Source organism: Nocardia africana NBRC 100379 (assembly GCF_001612635.1).
Classification (GTDB): Bacteria; Actinomycetota; Actinomycetes; order Mycobacteriales; family Mycobacteriaceae; genus Nocardia; species Nocardia africana.
Window position 1 is genome coordinate 187232 of sequence record NZ_BDAV01000015.1, and the last position, 18093, is coordinate 205324.

At 67.5% G+C, this 18093-nt stretch carries 17 protein-coding genes; 9 read left to right on the top strand and 8 right to left on the bottom strand.

The genetic code is table 11. The features are described 5' to 3' along the window. Positions 1 to 52 precede the first annotated feature (52 nt). The gene (locus tag NA3_RS27285) at positions 53 to 784 is read left to right on the top strand and encodes an amino acid ABC transporter ATP-binding protein (protein WP_128145666.1); all 732 of its coding nucleotides are present in this window, start codon (positions 53 to 55) and stop codon (positions 782 to 784) included. Here NA3_RS27285 and NA3_RS27290 read toward each other — a convergent pair. Together NA3_RS27290 and ggh are read right to left on the bottom strand one after the other, a co-directional pair. Continuing rightward, positions 781 to 1530: a glycoside hydrolase family 25 protein gene (locus NA3_RS27290; protein WP_062966499.1), complete on the bottom strand. Its 750-nt coding sequence runs from the start codon at positions 1528 to 1530 to the stop codon at positions 781 to 783. The genes NA3_RS27285 and NA3_RS27290 overlap by 4 nt on opposite strands. A 51-nt stretch (positions 1531 to 1581) precedes the next feature. Continuing rightward, complete coding sequence (gene ggh, locus NA3_RS27295) at positions 1582 to 2916, bottom strand: glucosylglycerate hydrolase (protein ID WP_062966626.1); 1335 nt, start codon at positions 2914 to 2916, stop codon at positions 1582 to 1584. A 316-nt stretch (positions 2917 to 3232) separates the two neighbouring features. Here ggh and NA3_RS27300 point away from each other — a divergent pair, with 316 nt between their 5' ends. Continuing rightward, the gene (locus NA3_RS27300; protein ID WP_062966500.1) at positions 3233 to 3943 is read left to right on the top strand and encodes an SDR family oxidoreductase; all 711 of its coding nucleotides are present in this window, start codon (positions 3233 to 3235) and stop codon (positions 3941 to 3943) included. 161 nt (positions 3944 to 4104) lie between these two features. Then, positions 4105 to 4920 carry a polysaccharide deacetylase family protein gene (locus tag NA3_RS27305; RefSeq protein WP_062966501.1) on the top strand — a complete coding sequence of 272 codons (816 nt, stop codon included), beginning with the start codon at positions 4105 to 4107 and terminating at the stop codon, positions 4918 to 4920. Positions 4921 to 4956: 36 nt separating this feature from the next. Here the strand turns inward: NA3_RS27305 and leuS are convergent, their stop codons facing one another. Then, positions 4957 to 7794 carry a leucine--tRNA ligase gene (gene leuS, locus NA3_RS27310; RefSeq protein ID WP_062966627.1) on the bottom strand — a complete coding sequence of 946 codons (2838 nt, stop codon included), beginning with the start codon at positions 7792 to 7794 and terminating at the stop codon, positions 4957 to 4959. 237 nt (positions 7795 to 8031) lie between these two features. On the opposite strand from leuS, the gene NA3_RS27315 reads away from it, so the two are divergent. Together NA3_RS27315 and NA3_RS27320 are read left to right on the top strand one after the other, a co-directional pair. Next, positions 8032 to 8436 carry an SdpI family protein gene (locus NA3_RS27315; protein ID WP_062966502.1) on the top strand — a complete coding sequence of 135 codons (405 nt, stop codon included), beginning with the start codon at positions 8032 to 8034 and terminating at the stop codon, positions 8434 to 8436. Between the two features lie 25 nt (positions 8437 to 8461). Beyond that, positions 8462 to 9073, top strand: a complete 612-nt coding sequence (locus NA3_RS27320) for an HAD family hydrolase (RefSeq protein ID WP_062966503.1) — start codon at positions 8462 to 8464, stop codon at positions 9071 to 9073. Positions 9074 to 9087: 14 nt separating this feature from the next. On the opposite strand, the gene NA3_RS27325 is transcribed toward NA3_RS27320, so the two are convergent. The 5 genes from NA3_RS27325 to NA3_RS27345 form a co-directional block, all read right to left on the bottom strand. Further along, on the bottom strand, positions 9088 to 9477 hold the full coding sequence (locus tag NA3_RS27325; protein WP_062966504.1) for a cupin domain-containing protein: 390 nt from the start codon (positions 9475 to 9477) through the stop codon (positions 9088 to 9090). Positions 9478 to 9517: 40 nt separating this feature from the next. Further along, the gene (gdhA, locus tag NA3_RS27330) at positions 9518 to 10867 is read right to left on the bottom strand and encodes an NADP-specific glutamate dehydrogenase (protein ID WP_062966505.1); all 1350 of its coding nucleotides are present in this window, start codon (positions 10865 to 10867) and stop codon (positions 9518 to 9520) included. Between the two features lie 142 nt (positions 10868 to 11009). Continuing rightward, positions 11010 to 11774, bottom strand: coding sequence for an ABC transporter permease (locus NA3_RS27335; protein ID WP_062966506.1), 765 nt, complete (start codon positions 11772 to 11774; stop codon positions 11010 to 11012). Further along, entirely contained in the window at positions 11771 to 12709 is a 939-nt protein-coding gene (locus NA3_RS27340) for an ATP-binding cassette domain-containing protein (RefSeq protein ID WP_062966507.1), read from the bottom strand. The genes NA3_RS27335 and NA3_RS27340 overlap by 4 nt, the downstream gene beginning before the upstream one ends. A gap of 132 nt (positions 12710 to 12841) precedes the next feature. Beyond that, positions 12842 to 13357 carry an EXLDI protein gene (locus NA3_RS27345; protein ID WP_062966508.1) on the bottom strand — a complete coding sequence of 172 codons (516 nt, stop codon included), beginning with the start codon at positions 13355 to 13357 and terminating at the stop codon, positions 12842 to 12844. A gap of 160 nt (positions 13358 to 13517) precedes the next feature. On the opposite strand from NA3_RS27345, the gene NA3_RS27350 reads away from it, so the two are divergent. Genes NA3_RS27350 through NA3_RS27365 form a run of 4 tightly spaced genes read left to right on the top strand, consistent with a single transcriptional unit; the run spans position 13518 to position 17996 of the window. Next, positions 13518 to 15194, top strand: a complete 1677-nt coding sequence (locus NA3_RS27350; protein ID WP_062966509.1) for a thiamine pyrophosphate-binding protein — start codon at positions 13518 to 13520, stop codon at positions 15192 to 15194. Then, positions 15191 to 15859, top strand: coding sequence for a hypothetical protein (locus NA3_RS27355; protein ID WP_062966510.1), 669 nt, complete (start codon positions 15191 to 15193; stop codon positions 15857 to 15859). Before NA3_RS27350 ends, NA3_RS27355 begins: the two co-directional genes overlap by 4 nt. A gap of 14 nt (positions 15860 to 15873) precedes the next feature. Then, positions 15874 to 16911, top strand: coding sequence for a 3-oxoacyl-ACP synthase III family protein (locus NA3_RS27360; RefSeq protein WP_062966511.1), 1038 nt, complete (start codon positions 15874 to 15876; stop codon positions 16909 to 16911). Continuing rightward, positions 16911 to 17996, top strand: coding sequence for an aminotransferase class I/II-fold pyridoxal phosphate-dependent enzyme (locus tag NA3_RS27365; protein ID WP_128145007.1), 1086 nt, complete (start codon positions 16911 to 16913; stop codon positions 17994 to 17996). Before NA3_RS27360 ends, NA3_RS27365 begins: the two co-directional genes overlap by 1 nt. The last annotated feature ends 97 nt before the right edge of the window (positions 17997 to 18093 follow it).

Consider the following 18093-nt stretch of genomic DNA (forward strand, 5'->3'; position numbering starts at 1 on the left):
GGGCGTGAGCGACCAGGATGCCAACGGCGTGAGCGACAAGGCCGCCGAGCGCGTGCGCACCAGTTCCTCGCTGACCGGGGTCGACCTGCATCTGACCCTGGGCAACAACCAGGTGCTGCGCGGCGTCGACATCCATGTCGAGGCCGGGCACACCACCACGGTGATCGGCCCGTCCGGTTCGGGAAAGTCCACCCTGTTGCGGGTGCTGAACCGCCTGCACGAACCCGATTCCGGCGATGTGCTGATCGACGGGGTTTCGGTGCTGGGTGAGAATCCGGATCGGCTGCGCCAGCGCATCGGGATGGTCTTTCAGCATTTCAACCTGTTCCCGCACAAGACGGTGGCGGAGAACGTGGCCCTGGGACCGCGGAAATTGCGTGGCCTGAGCAAGGACGCGGCCCGGGCGCTGGCCCTGGAACAACTCGAGGCGGTCGGATTGGCGGCGCGCGCCGATACCCGCCCGGCGAATCTGTCCGGTGGTCAGCAGCAGCGCGTCGCCATCGCCCGCGCGCTGGCGATGAAGCCGGAATTGATGCTGTTCGACGAGGCGACCTCGGCCCTGGACCCGGAATTGGTCAAGGGCGTGCTCGCGTTGATGGCGGATCTGGCGTCCGGCGGTATGACCATGATCGTGGTGACCCACGAAATGGGTTTCGCCCGTTCGGTTTCCGACAGCGTGGTGTTCATGGACCAGGGCAAGGTGGTGGAGTCGGGGGCCCCGGACCGCCTCTTCGACGATCCGGAAACCCCACGCCTGCAACAGTTTCTGTCCCAGATCCTCTAGCCGCTGCCGCTGAACGGCATATTGGCGAATTCCGCGAAACTGCCCTGCGCTCCGCTGTAGACGTTGAGGTCGGTATTGCCCGCGATACCCGGCACACTGCCGGAATCGGTGGTCTGCCAGAAGGTCCAGGCCGGCCAGCCGCCGGGCACCTCGGGCTGGGCATTACCGCGGTAATCGGCGATCCACAGCGGATATTGGTGGAACTGGTCGGAATCTGCCATCGCCGTCTGCCAGAACCGCGGGTAGGTGTAGATGATCGGCACCCGGCCGGTCAACGCCTGCACCGTGGTCAGATAGCGATGGGTCCAATCGATCAGCGCCGCCGGGGGCAGCCCGCCGGAATTCTCCATATCGAGCACCGGCGGCAGATCCAGCGGGCCGTTCTGGCCGAGGACGACCGCGGCGTAGAGGGCGGCCTGCGGTTCCGGCGGCAGATCCGGATGGGCGTAGTGATAGGTTCCGCGCGCCACTCCGGCCGCGCGCATCAGCAGGCTGTCGGGGACGAAATAGGGGTTGACGTAGTTCAGTCCCTCGGTGGCCTTCACCATCGCGAAGTTGTGCCCGGAGGCCCGGACCGCGAACCAGTCGATCAGACGGCCGTCGATGTGCTGCCAGGACGACACATCCGGCCCGGTGGGTCCGGCGGAGGCGATACCGGTTGCCGAGAATATGCCGGCAACGGCGAGCAGCGGCAGGGCTGCGGTGAAGCGACGAACTTTCGGACGAGCCACGGTGCGTCGATACATGGCTACGAGAGTAGGCAGCCGAGGCGCTTGTGACCAGTGTTTACGCGTGACTCATCCGAGCCAGTCGAGGACCGCGGCCGCCGTCCACGACTGCTGCATGCTTCCCAGCGGGTCCCCGGTGAACGGGTCGTAGTACTCCGCGAAGCTGCCGTCGCCCGCCTGCCGCAAACCTTCCGCACGCAGCATGAAGGATCGTTCGGCCCAGCCGCGGCGGGCGAAGACCCATGAGAACAGCCAGCTCATCACCGGCCACACCGGTCCGCGCCAATATTCGCGCGGGCGGAAATCCTTCGACACCGGCGAGGTCGAGGGCGGCAGCGCGTAGCGCAGATCGGGATGTCCGCAGAAGCGTGGCCCCTCGAACAGGCGCAGCAGACCGCGTTCGGTGGCGCGTGGCAGTCCGCCGCACAGCAGCGGCGCGAACATGGCCAGCGTTTCGGTGCTGATCCACTCGCCGGTGCGCAGATCGAAGTCGCGCGCGGCGCCGGAGCGCGGATCGGCGGTGGCGATCACGCCGGCGCGGAAATAGTCGGCCCACTCGTAGAGCTCGCGCACATCGGCGTTCGGCATGCGGTAGTCCTCGCCGATTCCGGCCAGCACCTCACAGGCCAGCGCGAAGACGGCGGTGACGAAGACGTCCTCCACAGCGAAGCTCATCGTCGAGGCGAGTTGGAAATCGTCGTAGCCACACCGGCGCATTTGCTCCACGAGCCACAGGTAGCGGTCGTATTCGCGATCGGAGGGCCGCTGCGCCGGGTCGACCACGTCGATATCGGCCCGCCGATACGGCGGCAGGTCGCCGACCACCACATTGGCGTAGGCGCGGTCCCACCGCGGCGAATTGTCCATCCCGGACTCCCAGCCGTGATACAGGGTGATCCTGCCGTGCTGTTTGGGGTCGCGGGCGTGCGCCAGCCAGCGATGCCAGCGCATCAGATCGACCCAGCGCCGATCCAGGAATTCCGCGGCGACCGCCCGGGTGGTGCGGCCGTGGCGGCGGGAGTGGTCGAGGATGCGCTGCACCGCGATCGCGTGCACCGGCGGCTGGGTGATGCCCGAGGTGTCGACACCGGCGGGGGCGTTCGCCGCCAGCCGGCGGCACTCCCACCGGCTCGGTCCCGGGAAATAGCCGTCCACGCCGTTGGCGAAGACGATGTGCGGGATCATTCCGTTGCGCCACTGCGCCGAGAGCAGGGTGTCGAGTTCGACCACGGCGCGCTCCACGCTCAGCGGGGCCAGGCCGACCGCGACGAAGGCGGCGTCCCAGCTCCACATATGTGGGTAGAGCTTGGGCGCCGCGCTGGTCATGGTCCCCAGATCGTTGCCGCGCAGCAGATAGGAGGCCCGGGCAGCCAGCTGGGTGGGGGTGAAGCCGGGACCGTTCATTTCCCTATTCTGCGACGTCACCTTCAGATATGCGCGCCGCCCGGGCGTCGCGTGCCGCGCAACGGCCGCCACCGGGGCATGGTCCGGCCCGGTCACCTGTTCGGCAGTGTCCACCCTCATCGCCTCGTTCTGTGTCATGCGCGGTGTCCGCCCCCGCTCGCCGCTGTGAACCGGTTGCTCGAGTCTGGATTACACCCATCGGCATCGGCTCGCCACCGATGGACGACAGATGTCCGGTCGCGGCGGCGAAATTGTCCGGCCCGCCCGGGTGCGTAGCGCTGCGACAGCGGGTAAGCGCGGGGTTTACGGTGGGCTGATGGCCGCATCTTCGGAAAGCACTGCCGCGCAGGACCTGCCGACCGCACTGATCACCGGCGCCAGTCGCGGACTGGGAGCCGCGATCGCGCGGGAACTCGCGGGAACACATCGACTGCTGCTGGGCGCGCGGTCGGCGGAATCGCTGGAGACGATCCGGACGGAACTTCCCGATGCCGAACCGTGGCCGGTCGATCTGACCGATTACGCCGCGCTGCCCGCGGCGACGGCCCCGATCGACCGTCTGGATGTGCTGGTGCACAACGCGGGCATCGCCGAACTGGGGTCGATCGCCGACTCGTCGGTCGAGCTGTGGCGAAATACGTTGGAAGCCAATCTGATTGCCATTGCCGAGCTGACCCGGCTGCTGCTGCCCGCCCTGCGCGCCGCCGGCGGCCATGTCGTGCTGATCAATTCGGGCGCCGGCCTGCGCGCCAATCCGGGCTGGGGTGTGTATGCGGCGAGCAAATTCGGCCTGCGCGCGTTCGGTGACGCGCTGCGGCTCGAGGAACCCCGCCTGCGTGTCACCTCCGTCCATCCGGGACGCATCGACACCGAAATGCAGCGCGCGATAGTCGCCTCCGAGGAGCGGGAGTACAACCCGGACGAGTTCTTGACCGCGGCAACGGTCGCCCGGGCCGTCCGCAACGCCGTCGAGACGCCCCGCGATGCGCATCCGACCGAAATAGTGCTGCGTCCGATCGCCCGCTGAATCGGCGCGGCGGCCGGGCCGATACGGCGCCCGCGGCCGGCCGGAATCGTGCCGCCGGCGCAGGGGGCGACGCGCCGGGACAACGGGTGCTCGGGTGGCGATGGTGCCGAGGGTGCGGTAGCTTAGGGCAGAAATGACCTCCTACCAGGCGCGACACCGACATGGGTGACGCGCGTCCGAACCGGCGGCAGCTGCTGACGCTGCTCGCCGCCGGCACGGCGGCCGCCTTGACCGGCTGCACCACGGCCCACAGCGCGACCGACGAAAAGGCGAAACCCGCCGCCGCGCCGGTCACTTCGCCTCCGGCGCCTCCGCCCCCGCTGCTACCGCCGCCGCCCACCGGGCCGAAGGCCGTGGTGCCCGCCGGCACAGTGACCGCATTGCCGGGCACCGGCACGAATCTCGCGCTCACCGTGGACGACGGCGCGAGCCCGGAGGTCGTGGGCGCGTATATCCGCTTCGCGCGCGATACCGGCGCCCGTTTCACCTTCTTCGTGACCGCTGTCTACGACTCGTGGACCGTGCACCGGGATGCGCTGCGGCCCCTGGTGGAATCCGGGCAGATCCAGCTGGGCAACCACACCTGGGACCATCCCGCGCTCACCAAGATCTCCGGCAGTGCCGTCGCCGACCAGCTCCGCCGCACGAAAACGTTCCTGCACAACACCTTCGGCGTGGACGGAACGCCCTACTATCGCCCGCCGTACGGATACCACAACGCCGCGGTGGACCGGGTCGCGGCCGATCTCGGATATACGGTTCCGACGCTGTGGTTCGGCTCGCTGTCGGATTCCTCGATCGTCACCGAGGACTTCCTGATCCAGATGGCCACGAAGTACTTCAACCCGCAGGCGATCGTCATCGGCCATGCCAATCATCCGGCCGTCACGCATTGCTACGGCCGGTTGGTCGACATCATCCGCGAGCGTCACCTCTCGATGGTCACCCTCGACGACGTGCTGCTGCCACCGCGCTGACATCTCCAGCGCTGAAAACCCCAGCGCGGCAGGGGCTCACGCGACGACGTTGACCAGCTTGCCGGGAACGACGATGACCTTGCGCGGGGTCTTGCCGGCCAGGAATTCCAGCAGCTTCTCGTCGGCGAGCGCCGCCGTCTCGACCGCCTTCGCATCGGCGTCGGCCGGTACGCTGACCCGGCTGCGGACCTTGCCGTTGACCTGGATCGGATATTCGACCGAATCCTCCACCAGCAGTGCGGGATCCGCGATGGGGAAGGGGCCGTGCGCCAGCGCCGTGGTGTGGCCCAGGCGTTCCCACAGTTCCTCGGCGATATGCGGTGCCATCGGGGCCAGCATCAGCACCAGCGGTTCCACCACGGTGCGCGGGGCGCCCTGCGGGTACTGCTTGGTCAGGTGGTTGGTCAGCTCGATCAGCTTCGCGCCGGCGGTGTTGTCGCGCAGGGCGGCGTAGTCGGCGTCGACACCGTCGATCGTCTTGTGCAGCAGGCGAAGTGTGGCATCGGCCGGCTCGGCGTCGGTGACGCGTGCGGCCCCGGACTCCTCGTCCACCACCAGGCGCCACACCCGCTGCAGGAAGCGGTGCGCACCGACGACGTCCTTGGTCGCCCAGGGACGCGAGGTGTCCAGCGGGCCCATCGACATCTCGTACAGCCGGAAGGTGTCCGCGCCGTACAGATCACACATCTCGTCGGGAGAGATGGCGTTCTTCAGCGACTTGCCGATCTTGCCGTACTCCTGGAAGACCTCGATCTTCACGCCGGAGGTGCCGGTCCAGAAGAACTTTCCGTCCCGCTCGACCACCTCGGCGGCCGGGACGTAGGTGCCGCGCTCGTCGGTGTAGGCGAAGGCCTGGATGTAGCCCTGGTTGAACAGCCGCCGGTACGGTTCCGGACCCGACACCTCGCCCAGATCGAACAGCACCTTCTGCCAGAACCGCGCGTACAGCAGATGCAGGACCGCGTGTTCCACGCCGCCGACGTACAGATCGACGCCGCCCGGGTCGTTCGCACCGTGTTCGGCCGGGCGCGGGCCCAGCCAGTAGCGCTCGTTCTCCGGCGCGCAGAACGCCTCCGAATTGGTCGGGTCGGTGTAGCGCAGCTGGTACCAGGAGCTACCGGCCCACTGCGGCATCACGTTGGTGTCGCGGCGGTAGGTCTTCACCCCGTCGCCCAGATCCAGTTCGACGTTCACCCAATCGGTGGCCTTGGCCAGCGGCGGCGACGGTTCGGAATCGGCGTCGTCCGGATCGAAGGTGACCGGCGCGAAGTCGCGCACCTCCGGAAGTTCCACGGGCAGCATGGATTCCGGCAGCGGATGCGCCGCGCCCTGCTCGTCGTAGACGATGGGGAACGGCTCACCCCAGTAGCGCTGGCGGGCGAACAGCCAGTCGCGCAGTTTGTACTGGATGGTGCCCTTGCCGTGGCCGTCGCGCTCCAGGCGCTCGATGACGGTGGCCTTCGCGGTCTCGACGTCCAGCCCGTTCAGGTAGTCGGAGTTCACCAGCAGGCCGTCGCCCGAGTAGGCGGACTCCGAGATGTCGCCTCCGGCAATCACTTCCACGATCGGCAGGCCGAACGCCCGCGCGAACTCCCAGTCGCGCTGGTCGTGGCCCGGCACCGCCATGATCGCGCCGGTGCCGTAGCCCGACAGCACATAGTCGGCGATGAAGATCGGCAGCTGCGCGCCGTTGACCGGGTTGGTGGCGTAGGCGCCCAGGAAGACGCCGGTCTTCTCCTTGTTCTCCTGCCGCTCCAGATCGGACTTGGCGGCGATCGACTTGCGGTAGGCGGCAACGGCTTCGGCCGGCGTGGCGGCGTCGAAGGTCCACCGGGCGTCGACCTCGGCGGGCCACTGCGCGGCGGCCAGCCGGTCCACCAGCTCGTGTTCCGGGGCCAGCACCACATAGCTCGCACCGAAAAGGGTGTCGGGCCGGGTCGTGAAGACCTCGATGTTCTCGCCGTTCGCGCCGAACGAGACCTCGGCGCCGCGCGAGCGCCCGATCCAGTTGCGTTGCATGGCCTTCACGTTGTCGGGCCAGTCCAGCAGGTCCAGATCGTCGACCAGGCGGTCGGAATAGGCGGTGATGCGCATCATCCACTGCCGCAGGCGTTTCCGGAACACCGGGAAGTTGCCGCGCTCACTGCGACCGTCGGCGGTGACCTCCTCGTTGGCCAGCACCGTGCCCAGTCCCGGGCACCAGTTGACCATCGAATCCGATTGGTACACCAGCCGATACGAGTCCAGCACCGCGCCCTGTTCGGCGGGGGACAATTCGGCCCACGCACGGCCGTCCGGGGTGGGGCGCTCACCCGCGGCGAATTCGGCCACCAGATCCGCGATCGGGCGGGCCTTGTTCGCCGAGGTGTCGTACCAGGCGTTGTAGATACGCAGGAAGATCCACTGCGTCCACTTGTAGAACTCGGGGTCGGTGGTCGCGAACGAGCGCCGCCGGTCGTGGCCCAGACCCAGCCGGTCCAGCTGGCGCTGCATGGTGGCGATATTGGATTCGGTGGTCACCCGCGGATGTGCGCCGGTCTGCACCGCGTACTGCTCGGCGGGCAGGCCGAAGGCGTCGTAACCCAGCGCGTGCAGCACGTTGCGACCGTGCATGCGGTGGTAGCGCGCGAACACATCGGTGGCGATGTAACCCAGCGGGTGGCCGACGTGCAGACCCGCGCCCGACGGATACGGGAACATGTCCTGGATGAACAGCTTGTCGGCCGGGGTCTCGCCGGCCAGCGGGCCGACCGGATTCGGCGCATGGAAGGTGCCGCGCTCCGCCCACACCCGCTGCCACTTGCTCTCCAGGGCGCCGGCCAGTTCGGCGTTGTAGCGGTGCGCGGGCACATCGGTTCCGGGAAGCGTGGGCAGGCTGCTTTCGGGCCCGTCGCCCCGGCCGGTCGATGCGCCGGCTGTATCGGTTGCACGAGTGTCCTGCACGGTCCTGCCTTCTTGTCGCCGAGTTCCCCTGGTGAACGTCTGTGGACAACGTCGTCACTCAGGGTAGAGCCTGCGCACGTCAGCACCCAAAAAGGGGTGAGCGGGGCGTTCTCGGCGGCGGCGAGCCCCGCGGGCACCAGGTTTTGATACCGGAGTACCGTATGCCGGGTGTTCGTGGTCGCGCTCCTCCTGTTTCTGCTGGCGGCCGTGGCCGTGGTCACGGGCGTGCTCGGGCTGACCGGCACGCTGCCACCCAATCGGTTCTTCGGTGTGCACACCGAAGAAGCCCTCCGCACCGAAGAGGCGTACCGCGTGGCCAATCGCGTCGCCGGGCCCACCTCGGTCGGTGCGGGTCTGCTGCTCGCCGCCGCCGGTGCGATCGCGCTGGTCGCGACGGTATGGGTGGGCTTGGTTGCCGCCGCGGTGGCGCTGGTGGTGGCGCTGTTCACACTGGGCGCCGGAGTCAACGCGGCCAACGACGCGATCGCGGGGCTCGCCCCCGCCGAGGTCGGCGGCTGCGGCAGCTCCTGCGGCGCGTGCTCGCTGCGCGACGCCTGCCAGCCCGCCAATTGATCCGTCCGGCGCCCGGCCGTCGGATATGACGGGTCCGCTCACGGTCGGCTTCGACCTCGATATGACCTTGATCGACTCGCGTCCCGGCATTCGCGCCTGCTATCGGGAGTTGTCGAGACGCACCGGCACCCCGATCGACAGCGATCTGGTCGTCACGCGTCTCGGCCCGCCGCTGGAGCACGAGCTGGCCAACTGGTTCCCCGCCGACCGCGTCCCGGCGGTAGCCGAGCTGTACCGGGAGATGTATCCGGATTTCGCCATCACCGGCACGGTGGAACTGCCCGGCGCCCGCGCGGCGACCGCGGCGGTCCGGGCGCTGGGTGGCCGCGTGATCGTGGTCACCGGCAAATACGAACCGAATGCCAAACTCCACCTCACGCATCTCGGCATCCCGGCCGACGCCGTGATCGGCGACCTCTGGGCCGAACAGAAGGCCCAGGCGCTGCGCGACCACGAGGCGAGCGTGTACGTCGGGGACCACATCGGCGATATGCGCGGCGCCCGCGCGGCGTCGGCGTATGCGGTCGGCGTGACCAGCGGTCCGTGTGACGCGGCGCAGCTGTGGGCCGCCGGTGCCGATGTCGTCCTGCGAGATCTCACCGAATTCCCCGGCGTGCTGCGCGAGCTCACGAGCTGACCGCCGGGCGCGTCCTATCCACGGTGGGTGTCGCACTCCGGTGCGGGGATCGAGCGGGACAGCGGACTGCCGGCCGGGAGGACGTAGAAGACGGTGAGCCGCAAGGGTTTTCGCGTGCGGTTGCGGGCGGTGTGGGCGTGGGCGGCGCCGGCGGGCTCGCGGAATATCCGGCCACGGCGGTAGGCAACCGGTACGCAGTCGGTGCCGGGGTGATCGAGAGTGCTGCCGGTGACCAGCACGAACAGGGTGCCGTCGTGATAATGCCACCCACTGTCCCCGCCCGGTTCGACGATCGTCTGCCGGAGCAGGAATTCCCGCCCCGCGCACCGGAACCGCAGCAGCACCCGGCTGCGGGTGCCCACGGCCGGCGGCGGATTGGGCTGGAAACGTCGGGGAACGGGCATATTTCCGATGATGGCCTACCGCAGCGGTCCCCGCCGCGCCCTAGACGATGCCCAACGCCAGCATCGCGTCGGCGACCTGGGTGAAACCGGCGATGTTCGCACCGGCGACGTAATCACCCGGGGTGCCGTACTCGTCGGCGGTCTCGAGGCAGCGGTCGTGGATGTCGCGCATGATCGTCTCGAGGCGCTGTTCGGTGTGTTCGAAGGTCCACGAATCGCGGGAAGCGTTCTGCTGCATCTCGAGTGCGCTGGTGGCTACGCCGCCGGCATTGGCGGCCTTTCCCGGTGCGAAGATCACGCCCGCGTCGACCAGCATCCGGGACGCCTCGGGCGTGCAGGGCATATTGGCGCCCTCGGCCACGATGGTGCAGCCGTTCTCGATCAGCAGGCGGGCATCGCTGCCGTTGAGTTCGTTCTGCGTCGCACACGGCAGCGCGATATCGCAGGGCACCGCCCAGATCGAGCCGGAATCCGCGAAATACGCCGAGCCACGGGCGATGTCGGGATATTCGTGGATGCGGCCGCGCCGGTCGTGCTTGATCTCCTTGAGCAGTTCGAGATCGATACCCTTGTCGTCGACGATGTAGCCCGAGGAGTCGGAACAGGCGACGACGGTGCCGCCCAGCTGGTGCACCTTCTCCACGGCGTAGATGGCGACATTGCCGGAGCCGGAGATCACCACGCGTTTGCCCTCGAAGCTCTCGCCGCGCCGGTCGAGGATCTGCTCGGTGAAGAAGACGGTGCCGTATCCGGTCGCCTCGGGGCGCACCTGCGAGCCGCCCCAGCTCAGGCCCTTGCCGGTGAGCACGCCGGATTCGTAGCGGTTGGTGATGCGTTTGTATTGACCGAACAGATAGCCGATCTCGCGTCCGCCGACGCCGATATCCCCGGCGGGAACATCGGTGTGCTCGCCGATATGGCGATAGAGCTCGGTCATGAAGGACTGGCAGAAGCGCATCACCTCCGCGTCCGACCGCCCCTTGGGGTCGAAATCCGAGCCGCCCTTACCGCCGCCGATGGGCATTCCGGTAAGCGCGTTCTTGAAGATCTGCTCGAAGCCCAGGAATTTGACGATGCCCAGATAGACCGACGGATGGAACCGCAGGCCCCCCTTGTAGGGGCCGAGCGCGGAATTGAACTCCACCCGGAAACCGCGGTTGATCTGCACCGTTCCGCTGTCGTCGACCCACGGCACGCGGAAGATGATCTGCCGCTCGGGCTCGCACAACCGCCGGATCACCGCCGCGTCGACGTACTGGGGATGTTTGGCGACGACCGGTCCGAGGCTGTCGAGCACCTCGCGCACGGCCTGGTGGAACTCCGATTCGCCGGGGTTGCGCTGCAGTACCTCGGTATAGATGTCCTGCAGCTTCTCGTCCAGGGCGGCCATGGACGCACTCCTTCCGGTCGTCGACTGCGCCGACCGCCCGGGCCGGTTGGTGCCGGCCCGGGCCGCTCGGCCTCGGTCCTACGTTCTCACGCGCGGACGACGCGGTTTCGACCGGTATGTCCGTTTATCACCGGGCGATAGCTCAGTTGGTCTTGCGGCGGAACAGCGAGCGCGACCACAGGTAGCCGACCACCGCGAAGCCGACGCACCAGGCGACCGCCGCGATGCCGTTGCCGCCGATGGCCGTGCCCATGAGCAGTCCGCGCAGCGTCTCGGTCAGCGGTGTGAAGGGCTGGTACTCGGCGAATTGCCGGACACCGGCGGGCATGGTGTCGGTGGGGGCCAGGCCGCTGCCGAGGAAGGGCAGGAAGATCAGCGGAGTGGGGGTGTTGCTCGCGCTCTCCGGTGTTTTGGCGGCCAGCCCGAAACCCACTCCGAGCCAGGCCAATCCGAAGATCACCAGGGTGATGAGGCCGAAGGCGGCCAGCCACTCCACGATCGTGGCGTCGGGACGGAAGCCGATCAGCGCCGCGACCGCGACCATGAGCCCGACACCGAGCACTCCCTGGATCACGGTCCCGGCGACCTGCCCGGTGAGGATCGAGGAATGTGCCATGGGCATGGTCCGGAACCGGTTCACGATGCCCTTGGTCATATCCGAGGCGACGGCCACCGCGACACCGACCACCAGATAGGCCGGGATGATCAGCATCATGCCGGGGACCAGGTAATCGATGTAACTGCCGCCGGTGGCCTTTTCCAGTGCGCCGCCGAAGATGTAGTTGAACATCAGCAACATCACCAGCGGCATCACGAACATGCTGATCGTCATGCCGGGATACCGCTTGGCGTGCACCAGGTTCCGGCGCAACATGGTGCGGGAGTCGGCGAGGGTGTGGGTAGTCATCGTGCGGATTCCTTCTCGGGAGTGGTGCGGCCGGTGAGGGTGAGGAAGACGTCGTCGAGATCGGGGGTGTGTACCGAGAGGCTTTCGGGCTCGATGCGGGCGCGGCCGAGCCGGTCCAGGACGTCGCGCAGCGATGCGACGCCGCCGTCGCTGGGCACCGCCAGGGTCGAGTCCGTGGTCGTTCCGCCGAGCAGTTCGGCGGCGCTGCGCAACTGTTCCTCGTCGCCGAAGGTCAGGCGTATATGTCCGCCCGGCACAAGGCGTTTCAGTTGTTCGGGCGTGCCCTCGGCGACGATGTGGCCGTGGTCGAGCACCGCGATCCGGTGCGCGAGTTGGTCGGCCTCTTCCAGATACTGGGTGGTGAGGAAGATGGTGACGCCGTCGGCGACCAGCTCGCGGATGATGTCCCACATCCCGCGCCGGCTGCGTGGATCCAGGCCGACCGTGGGTTCGTCGAGGAAGATGATCCGCGGCCCGCCGACCAGCGTCATCGCCAGGTCGAGCCGGCGCGTCATGCCGCCGGAGTAGCTCCCGGCCACCTTGTCGGCGGCGTCCAGCAGGTCGAAGCGGGTCAGCAGGTCGTCGGCGATGCGCCGGCCCTCGCTGCGGGGCAGATGGTGCAGATCCGCCATCAGCAGCAGGTTCTCGCGTCCGGTGAGCAGTTCGTCGACCGCGGAGAACTGGCCGGTCACGCCGATGGCGGTGCGAACGGCGTCGGGTTCGGCGACCGGATCGTGGCCGCCGACGCGCAGGTCGCCGCCGTCGGGCCGGGTCAGGGTGGCGAGGATGTGCACGGTTGTGGTCTTGCCCGCGCCGTTGGGGCCGAGCAGCGCGAAGATCCTGCCCTCCGGCACGGTGAGGTCGATGCCGTCGAGCACCACGTGGTCGGCGAACGATTTCCGCAGACCGGTGACCGATATGGCCGGTGAACTCATGGTGGTCCTTTCATAATAAGATGGCGATGAATGCATGCGTCGACCGAGCCGTGTCCGCAGGGTACCGGCGGACAAGGTGAGTCGTTATCGAGTTGCGGTGTGGCCGGGGTTATTTCGGCTCGAAGCGGTCGATCAGATGTCGAGATCCTCGATCTGCGGATGCTCGGTCAGATCGCTGATGCGGTCGTACAGCTTGTCGGGAACCCTGCCTTTCAGGTCGGCCGGTGACTCGTAGATGTCCATGGTGAATTCGCCCCAGTCCGGATCGGTGACGCCGAGCATCCGCCGCCAATTGGTCAGATCCTTGAGCCAGTTGGTGTCGGTGGGGTAGTCGGTCCATTCCGACCGCTGCCGGTGCAGCACGTATTTGCCCTTGCGGGTGCGATATACGCGAATGCGCTCGAAGCGCTCGTCGCCCATATCGCTCGACTCGGTGAGCAGTACCCCCGAGAACCGCACCTGCCGGGCGCCGTTGTGGCCGACCCGTAGGACGATCTCGTCGAATCCCTGCAGCCGCCCCTCCTCCAGCTCGATGTACCGGCGCAGTGCCGTCACGATCGCACCCGAGAGATTGCCGCCGACCAGCTCTTGGGCGCGCTGGAACAGGGGGAGATCGTCGTCGGAGACGTACACGGTCTTGTTCGGCATGTCCCAACTATACGTAGATGTATACGTACAGGCAAGAAAATCCTTTCGCGACGACATGCCGCGACGGTGAACCGGCCGGGGGCGTGGTTCGTATCTCCGCTGAGTGCGTTCGGTCCGGCAGCGCGGCCGGCTTCGGACCGCCCCACGGGAAGGAGCGGCGATGCCGACACGAGTGGTCGACTACCTGGTGCAGGCTGTATCGGACATGGGCGTGCGACACATCTTCGGTGTGGACGGCGCCAATATCGAAGATCTCTACGACGCGGCCTACGACGCCTCGGACCGGATCACCGCCGTGGTGGCCAAACACGAATTCGCCGCCGCCACCATGGCCGACGGGTATGCCCGAACCACCGCGGGTCTCGGCGTGGTCTGCGCGACCTCCGGTGGCGGCGCGATGAATCTGGTTGCCGGACTGGCGGAATCGCACGCCTCGCGGATTCCGGTGCTCGCCCTGGTCGGCCAGGCGCCGACCGATCTGGAAGGTAAGGGCGCGTTTCAGGATTCCAGCGGACGAGCCGGAACCTTCGACGCCGCCGAGCTTTTCGACACGATCTCCCTGTATTGCGCACGGGTGGAGACGCCCGCTTCGTTACCGGCGCATCTGTCCCGCGCCGTCGCGGCCGCCCGAGCGGGCGGTCCGGCGGTCCTGTTGCTGCCCAAGGATATTCAGCAAGCCGAACTCGTGGCCGGCCGGTTCGTCGCACCACGCCCGGTACACGGCCGAGACGACGCCGGTATCGAGCGGCTCCTCGAAGGGCTGCGGGCGGCCCGGGCCGTCGGCAAGGTCGTGATCATCGCGGGCGCGCAGGTCGCCCGTGACGATGCTCGCGACCAACTGCGTGATCTGGCGGCGGTTCTCGACGCCGGGGTCGGCGTCGCGCCGGACGCCAAGGATGTGTACGACTGCACCGAACACGGATTTCTCGGTGTCGCCGGAAGTATGGGCCATACGGAACTGGCCGACGCTCTGCGCGGCAGCGCCCTGTGCCTGCTGGTCGGCACCCGGATGCCGGTGACCGCGCGAGCCGGACTGGAAGCGGTGCTCGGCGCATCGACGGCGTCGGTCGGCGGCGAGCCGCCCTACGTCTCCGCGGTGCACGCCACCAGTACCGATCTGGCCACCACCCTCCGTGAACTGACCTCCGAGCTGAAGTCCGGCGCGGGCAGGGGGGATCCCCGTCGTCCGCGCCGGGCGCCGGATCCACTACCGGTGCCGCCCGCGGACGGACCGGGCCTGCGGTATCGCGATATCGTCGAAACACTCAACGGCACATTGCATTCCGATACCGATGTCTTCGCCGACGCGGGCAATACCGGCGCATCGGTGGTGCATCACCTCCGCCCACCGCGCGACGGCCGCTTCGTCGTCGCCCTCGGCATGGGCGGCATGGGCTACGCTTTCGGCGCCGCCATCGGCTCCTGTTTCGCCCGCCGGCACCGCGACGACGGTAGCGAGCGGCGCACCGTGGTCGTGGCCGGCGACGGCGCCTTCTACATGCACGGCATGGAGATTCACACCGCGATCCAGTACGGGCTGCCGGTGACATTCGTCGTACTCGACAATTCGGCGCATGCCATGTGTGTGACCCGTGAGCAACTGTTCTACGGAGATCGGTACAGCTTCAACCGATTCCACACAGCACATCTGGGAGCCGGCATGGCGGCGATGTTCCCGGATCTGCCCTCCTTCTCGCCGGCGACGCCGGCCGAGCTCGCGACAGTGCTGTCGTACTGCCTGGAAACGCCCGGGCCCTCGTTCGTTTCGATCGACTGCGATCCGGACGAGATACCGCCGTTCATCCCCTTCCTGTCCGCATCGAGGAGGAATCCGTGACCATCAGCACCGCACCCGCTCTCAGCGATATACCCGATCTTCCGCACCGGGTCATACCCGGATTGTTGCGTATCGAGAATTCCGATCGCGAGGAGACCACGCCGATCATCATGGATATGCTGCGCTCGGTCTATCCCCACGACCAGATTTTCGGTCAATTCTGCCCGGTGCAGGACTACATCGCCGCACCACCGCGCGAATTGTACGAATACCTCTCGCACACACAGAGTTTGGAGGAATGGACCTACAGTCTGCGCGGATTCACCGAAACCGCCACCCCGGGACTGTGGGAATCCTACGACCGGCTGGGTAAGGACACCCGGATCTTCACCCGCACCGAGGCCAACCCGGATGCGATGACCGTGGACTACCACTGTGCGTGGGATCAGGGCGAACACCTGTGGATGATCTATCTGATGCGGGTCGTCGACGCCCAGGTGGTATTGAACAAGCCCGGTTCGGTGGTGCTGTGGACCAATTGCCGCCACCCGTTCTACGACGCGAATCCCTATCCCGACAAGGCCCCGGCGGGCCGCCCGGTCTGGGTCGGCGATTTCTGGGAGATGTTCTCCGCCGGACATCGGCTGGAGCTGGACAACCTGAAGGCGATCGCCGAATACCGTGCCGCGCACGGACTTCCGATCACGCCCGAGTGGATGAAGTGAGGAGGTCCGTCGAGATGGATTTCACCGATCCCGCCCTGGGGCTGGCACCGGTCAGTCTGGTCGATGTCGCCTGCTATCTGCCGGGTGAGCCGGTAGGTACCGAATATTTCACGCAATTCTCGCGCTCGGAGCGGATGGCGAAGAACGTCATGTTCCGCGCGCCGCGCGCCCGCCATCACAAGGGCCGCGACGAAACCGCCGTGGATATGGTCGAACGCGCGGTCGCGCCGCTGATCGAACGGCACGGCGCCGGCACGCTCGCCGATATCGACGTGCTGCTCACCCACACCCAACTCCCCGACAATCCGGTCATGGGCGCCGGGCCGGAGGTGGCGCGGCGACTGGGGATGAACCCGAAATGGGTCTTCGATGTGCACAACGGCGGCTGCGCGGCATTCATCCACATGATGATGCTGGCCCGGATGATTCTGCGGACGACCGACGCCCGCACCGCCCTGATCGCCACCACGCAGAACACCGCCGGTCCGGTCTTCACGCAGACCGAGATTCGTAAGCTCGCGCAGGCGCCGGTGCCGGGTGACGGCTGCGGGGTGGGCTTGCTGGTCAAGGACAACAGTGCGCCGATTCTCGATATCGAATGCCGCACCTTCCCGGAATTCGCCGGCGATATGGATTTCTCGACCGGCTCCGAACGCAAGTACTGGGAGCCCGGCGAAGGACAGGGCTGCGTGAGTTTCACCGAATCGAAGGTGACGAAGGTCTTCGCGCGCGGCAACCGGTTGGTTCCCGAACTCGCCCTCGCGGTGTGCGATCGGATCGGGGTGAAGGGCCGCGATATCGACACCTTCGTCACCAATCAGCCGAATCGGCTGTTCCTGCGGAACTGGCACGATGCGCTGGAACTATCCCCCGAACGCCATCCGGATTCCTTCGATCGGTGCGGAAATCTGTTCGCCGCCGGTATTCCGGTGACCTTGGATATCGAGAACCGCGCCGGCCGGTTGCGCAACGGGTCGGTGGTGCTGCTGGCGGCCTTCGCCCATGCCGGGGATTTCGCGGCCGCGGCCGCGGTGCGCTGGGGTGCGGCGTGATGAATTCCTCCGCCCCGGAACCCGCTGTGACGCAGCCGATGCCGCCGGCGCGGTTCGATCTGACGCTCAGCGAAAACCCCTTCCCGCCATTGCCTTCGGTGCTCGCGGTGGTGAACGAGGCGATTCGCGGCGCCAATCGGTATCCGGAATTCCTGCCGCGGCGGCTACCGGCCGTGATCGCCGCGCACCTCGGCGTCGATCCCGATCAGGTGGTCGTCGGTGCGGGGGCGACCGGTGTGGTGCTACAGATCATGCAGGCGGTGTCGGGGCCGGGGCGGCGCATGGTGCTCGCGACGCCGACCTTCGACGGCTATCCGATCATGGCGTCGATGGCGGGCCTGGAAGCTGTTGGCATACCGCTGGATTCGAGCGGACGACAGCGGCTGACGGCGATGGCCCGGGCGGTGGACGAGCGCACGGCGCTGGTCGCGATCTGCCGCCCCCACAATCCGACCGGCACCGTGACCCCCGCCGCGGAGTTGAAGGCTTTCCTGTTCGGTGTGCCGCGACATGTGCCGGTGATCCTGGACGAGGCCTATGTGGAGTTCCTGGCCGAGGACGAAACGGTCGACCACCGCGAACTCGTCGACCGCTACCCGAACCTGCTTGTGCTGCGCACCTTTTCGAAGGCGTACGGCCTGGCCGGACTGCGCATCGGCTATGCGTTCGGCGCGCCGGAGCTGATCGCACGGGTGCGGCGACTGCAACTGCCGTTCGGTATGCCCGACTACGCCGTCGCCGCCGTGCGCGCCTGCTATGCCGCGGCGGCGGAGCTCGCCGAGCGGATCGCCGATATCACCGCCGAGCGCGAGTTGCTTCGAACGGCCTTGCGGCACAGGGGCCTCGCCGTGCCGTGCAGTCGCGGCAACTTTCTCTACCTGCCGGGCCCCGCGGTCCACGCGACGCTGGCGGGGGCGGGGATCGCGGCCAAGGGCTACCCCGACGGCAGTGCGCGGATCGCGGTCGGTGATCCGCGTGCCGATGCCGCGGTACTGCACGCTTTCGAGGGCCGCGCCGAGCCGGTGCCTCGGATGCGTCCGGGGCCTGTGCAGGCCCCGGGAGATCGGTGCGCCGCGGTCCGGTAGGAGGGCGTCGGTAAATTTTCTAGCATCGCTAGACAAGCTAGTCGGATCCATCTACTGTTGCTGCAGAAGCTAGCAACGCTAGATGACGACTAGGAGC

Coding starts and splice junctions, on each gene's coding strand:
- NA3_RS27290 (WP_062966499.1), bottom strand. CDS start 1,530: ATGTATCGACGCACCGTGGCTCGTCCGAAAGTTCGTCGCTTCACCGCA.
- ggh (WP_062966626.1), bottom strand. CDS start 2,916: ATGAACGGTCCCGGCTTCACCCCCACCCAGCTGGCTGCCCGGGCCTCC.
- NA3_RS27300 (WP_062966500.1), top strand. CDS start 3,233: ATGGCCGCATCTTCGGAAAGCACTGCCGCGCAGGACCTGCCGACCGCA.
- NA3_RS27305 (WP_062966501.1), top strand. CDS start 4,105: ATGGGTGACGCGCGTCCGAACCGGCGGCAGCTGCTGACGCTGCTCGCC.
- NA3_RS27320 (WP_062966503.1), top strand. CDS start 8,462: ATGACGGGTCCGCTCACGGTCGGCTTCGACCTCGATATGACCTTGATC.
- NA3_RS27325 (WP_062966504.1), bottom strand. CDS start 9,477: ATGCCCGTTCCCCGACGTTTCCAGCCCAATCCGCCGCCGGCCGTGGGC.
- gdhA (WP_062966505.1), bottom strand. CDS start 10,867: ATGGCCGCCCTGGACGAGAAGCTGCAGGACATCTATACCGAGGTACTG.
- NA3_RS27335 (WP_062966506.1), bottom strand. CDS start 11,774: ATGACTACCCACACCCTCGCCGACTCCCGCACCATGTTGCGCCGGAAC.
- NA3_RS27340 (WP_062966507.1), bottom strand. CDS start 12,709: ATGAGTTCACCGGCCATATCGGTCACCGGTCTGCGGAAATCGTTCGCC.
- NA3_RS27345 (WP_062966508.1), bottom strand. CDS start 13,357: ATGCCGAACAAGACCGTGTACGTCTCCGACGACGATCTCCCCCTGTTC.
- NA3_RS27350 (WP_062966509.1), top strand. CDS start 13,518: ATGCCGACACGAGTGGTCGACTACCTGGTGCAGGCTGTATCGGACATG.
- NA3_RS27360 (WP_062966511.1), top strand. CDS start 15,874: ATGGATTTCACCGATCCCGCCCTGGGGCTGGCACCGGTCAGTCTGGTC.
- NA3_RS27365 (WP_128145007.1), top strand. CDS start 16,911: ATGAATTCCTCCGCCCCGGAACCCGCTGTGACGCAGCCGATGCCGCCG.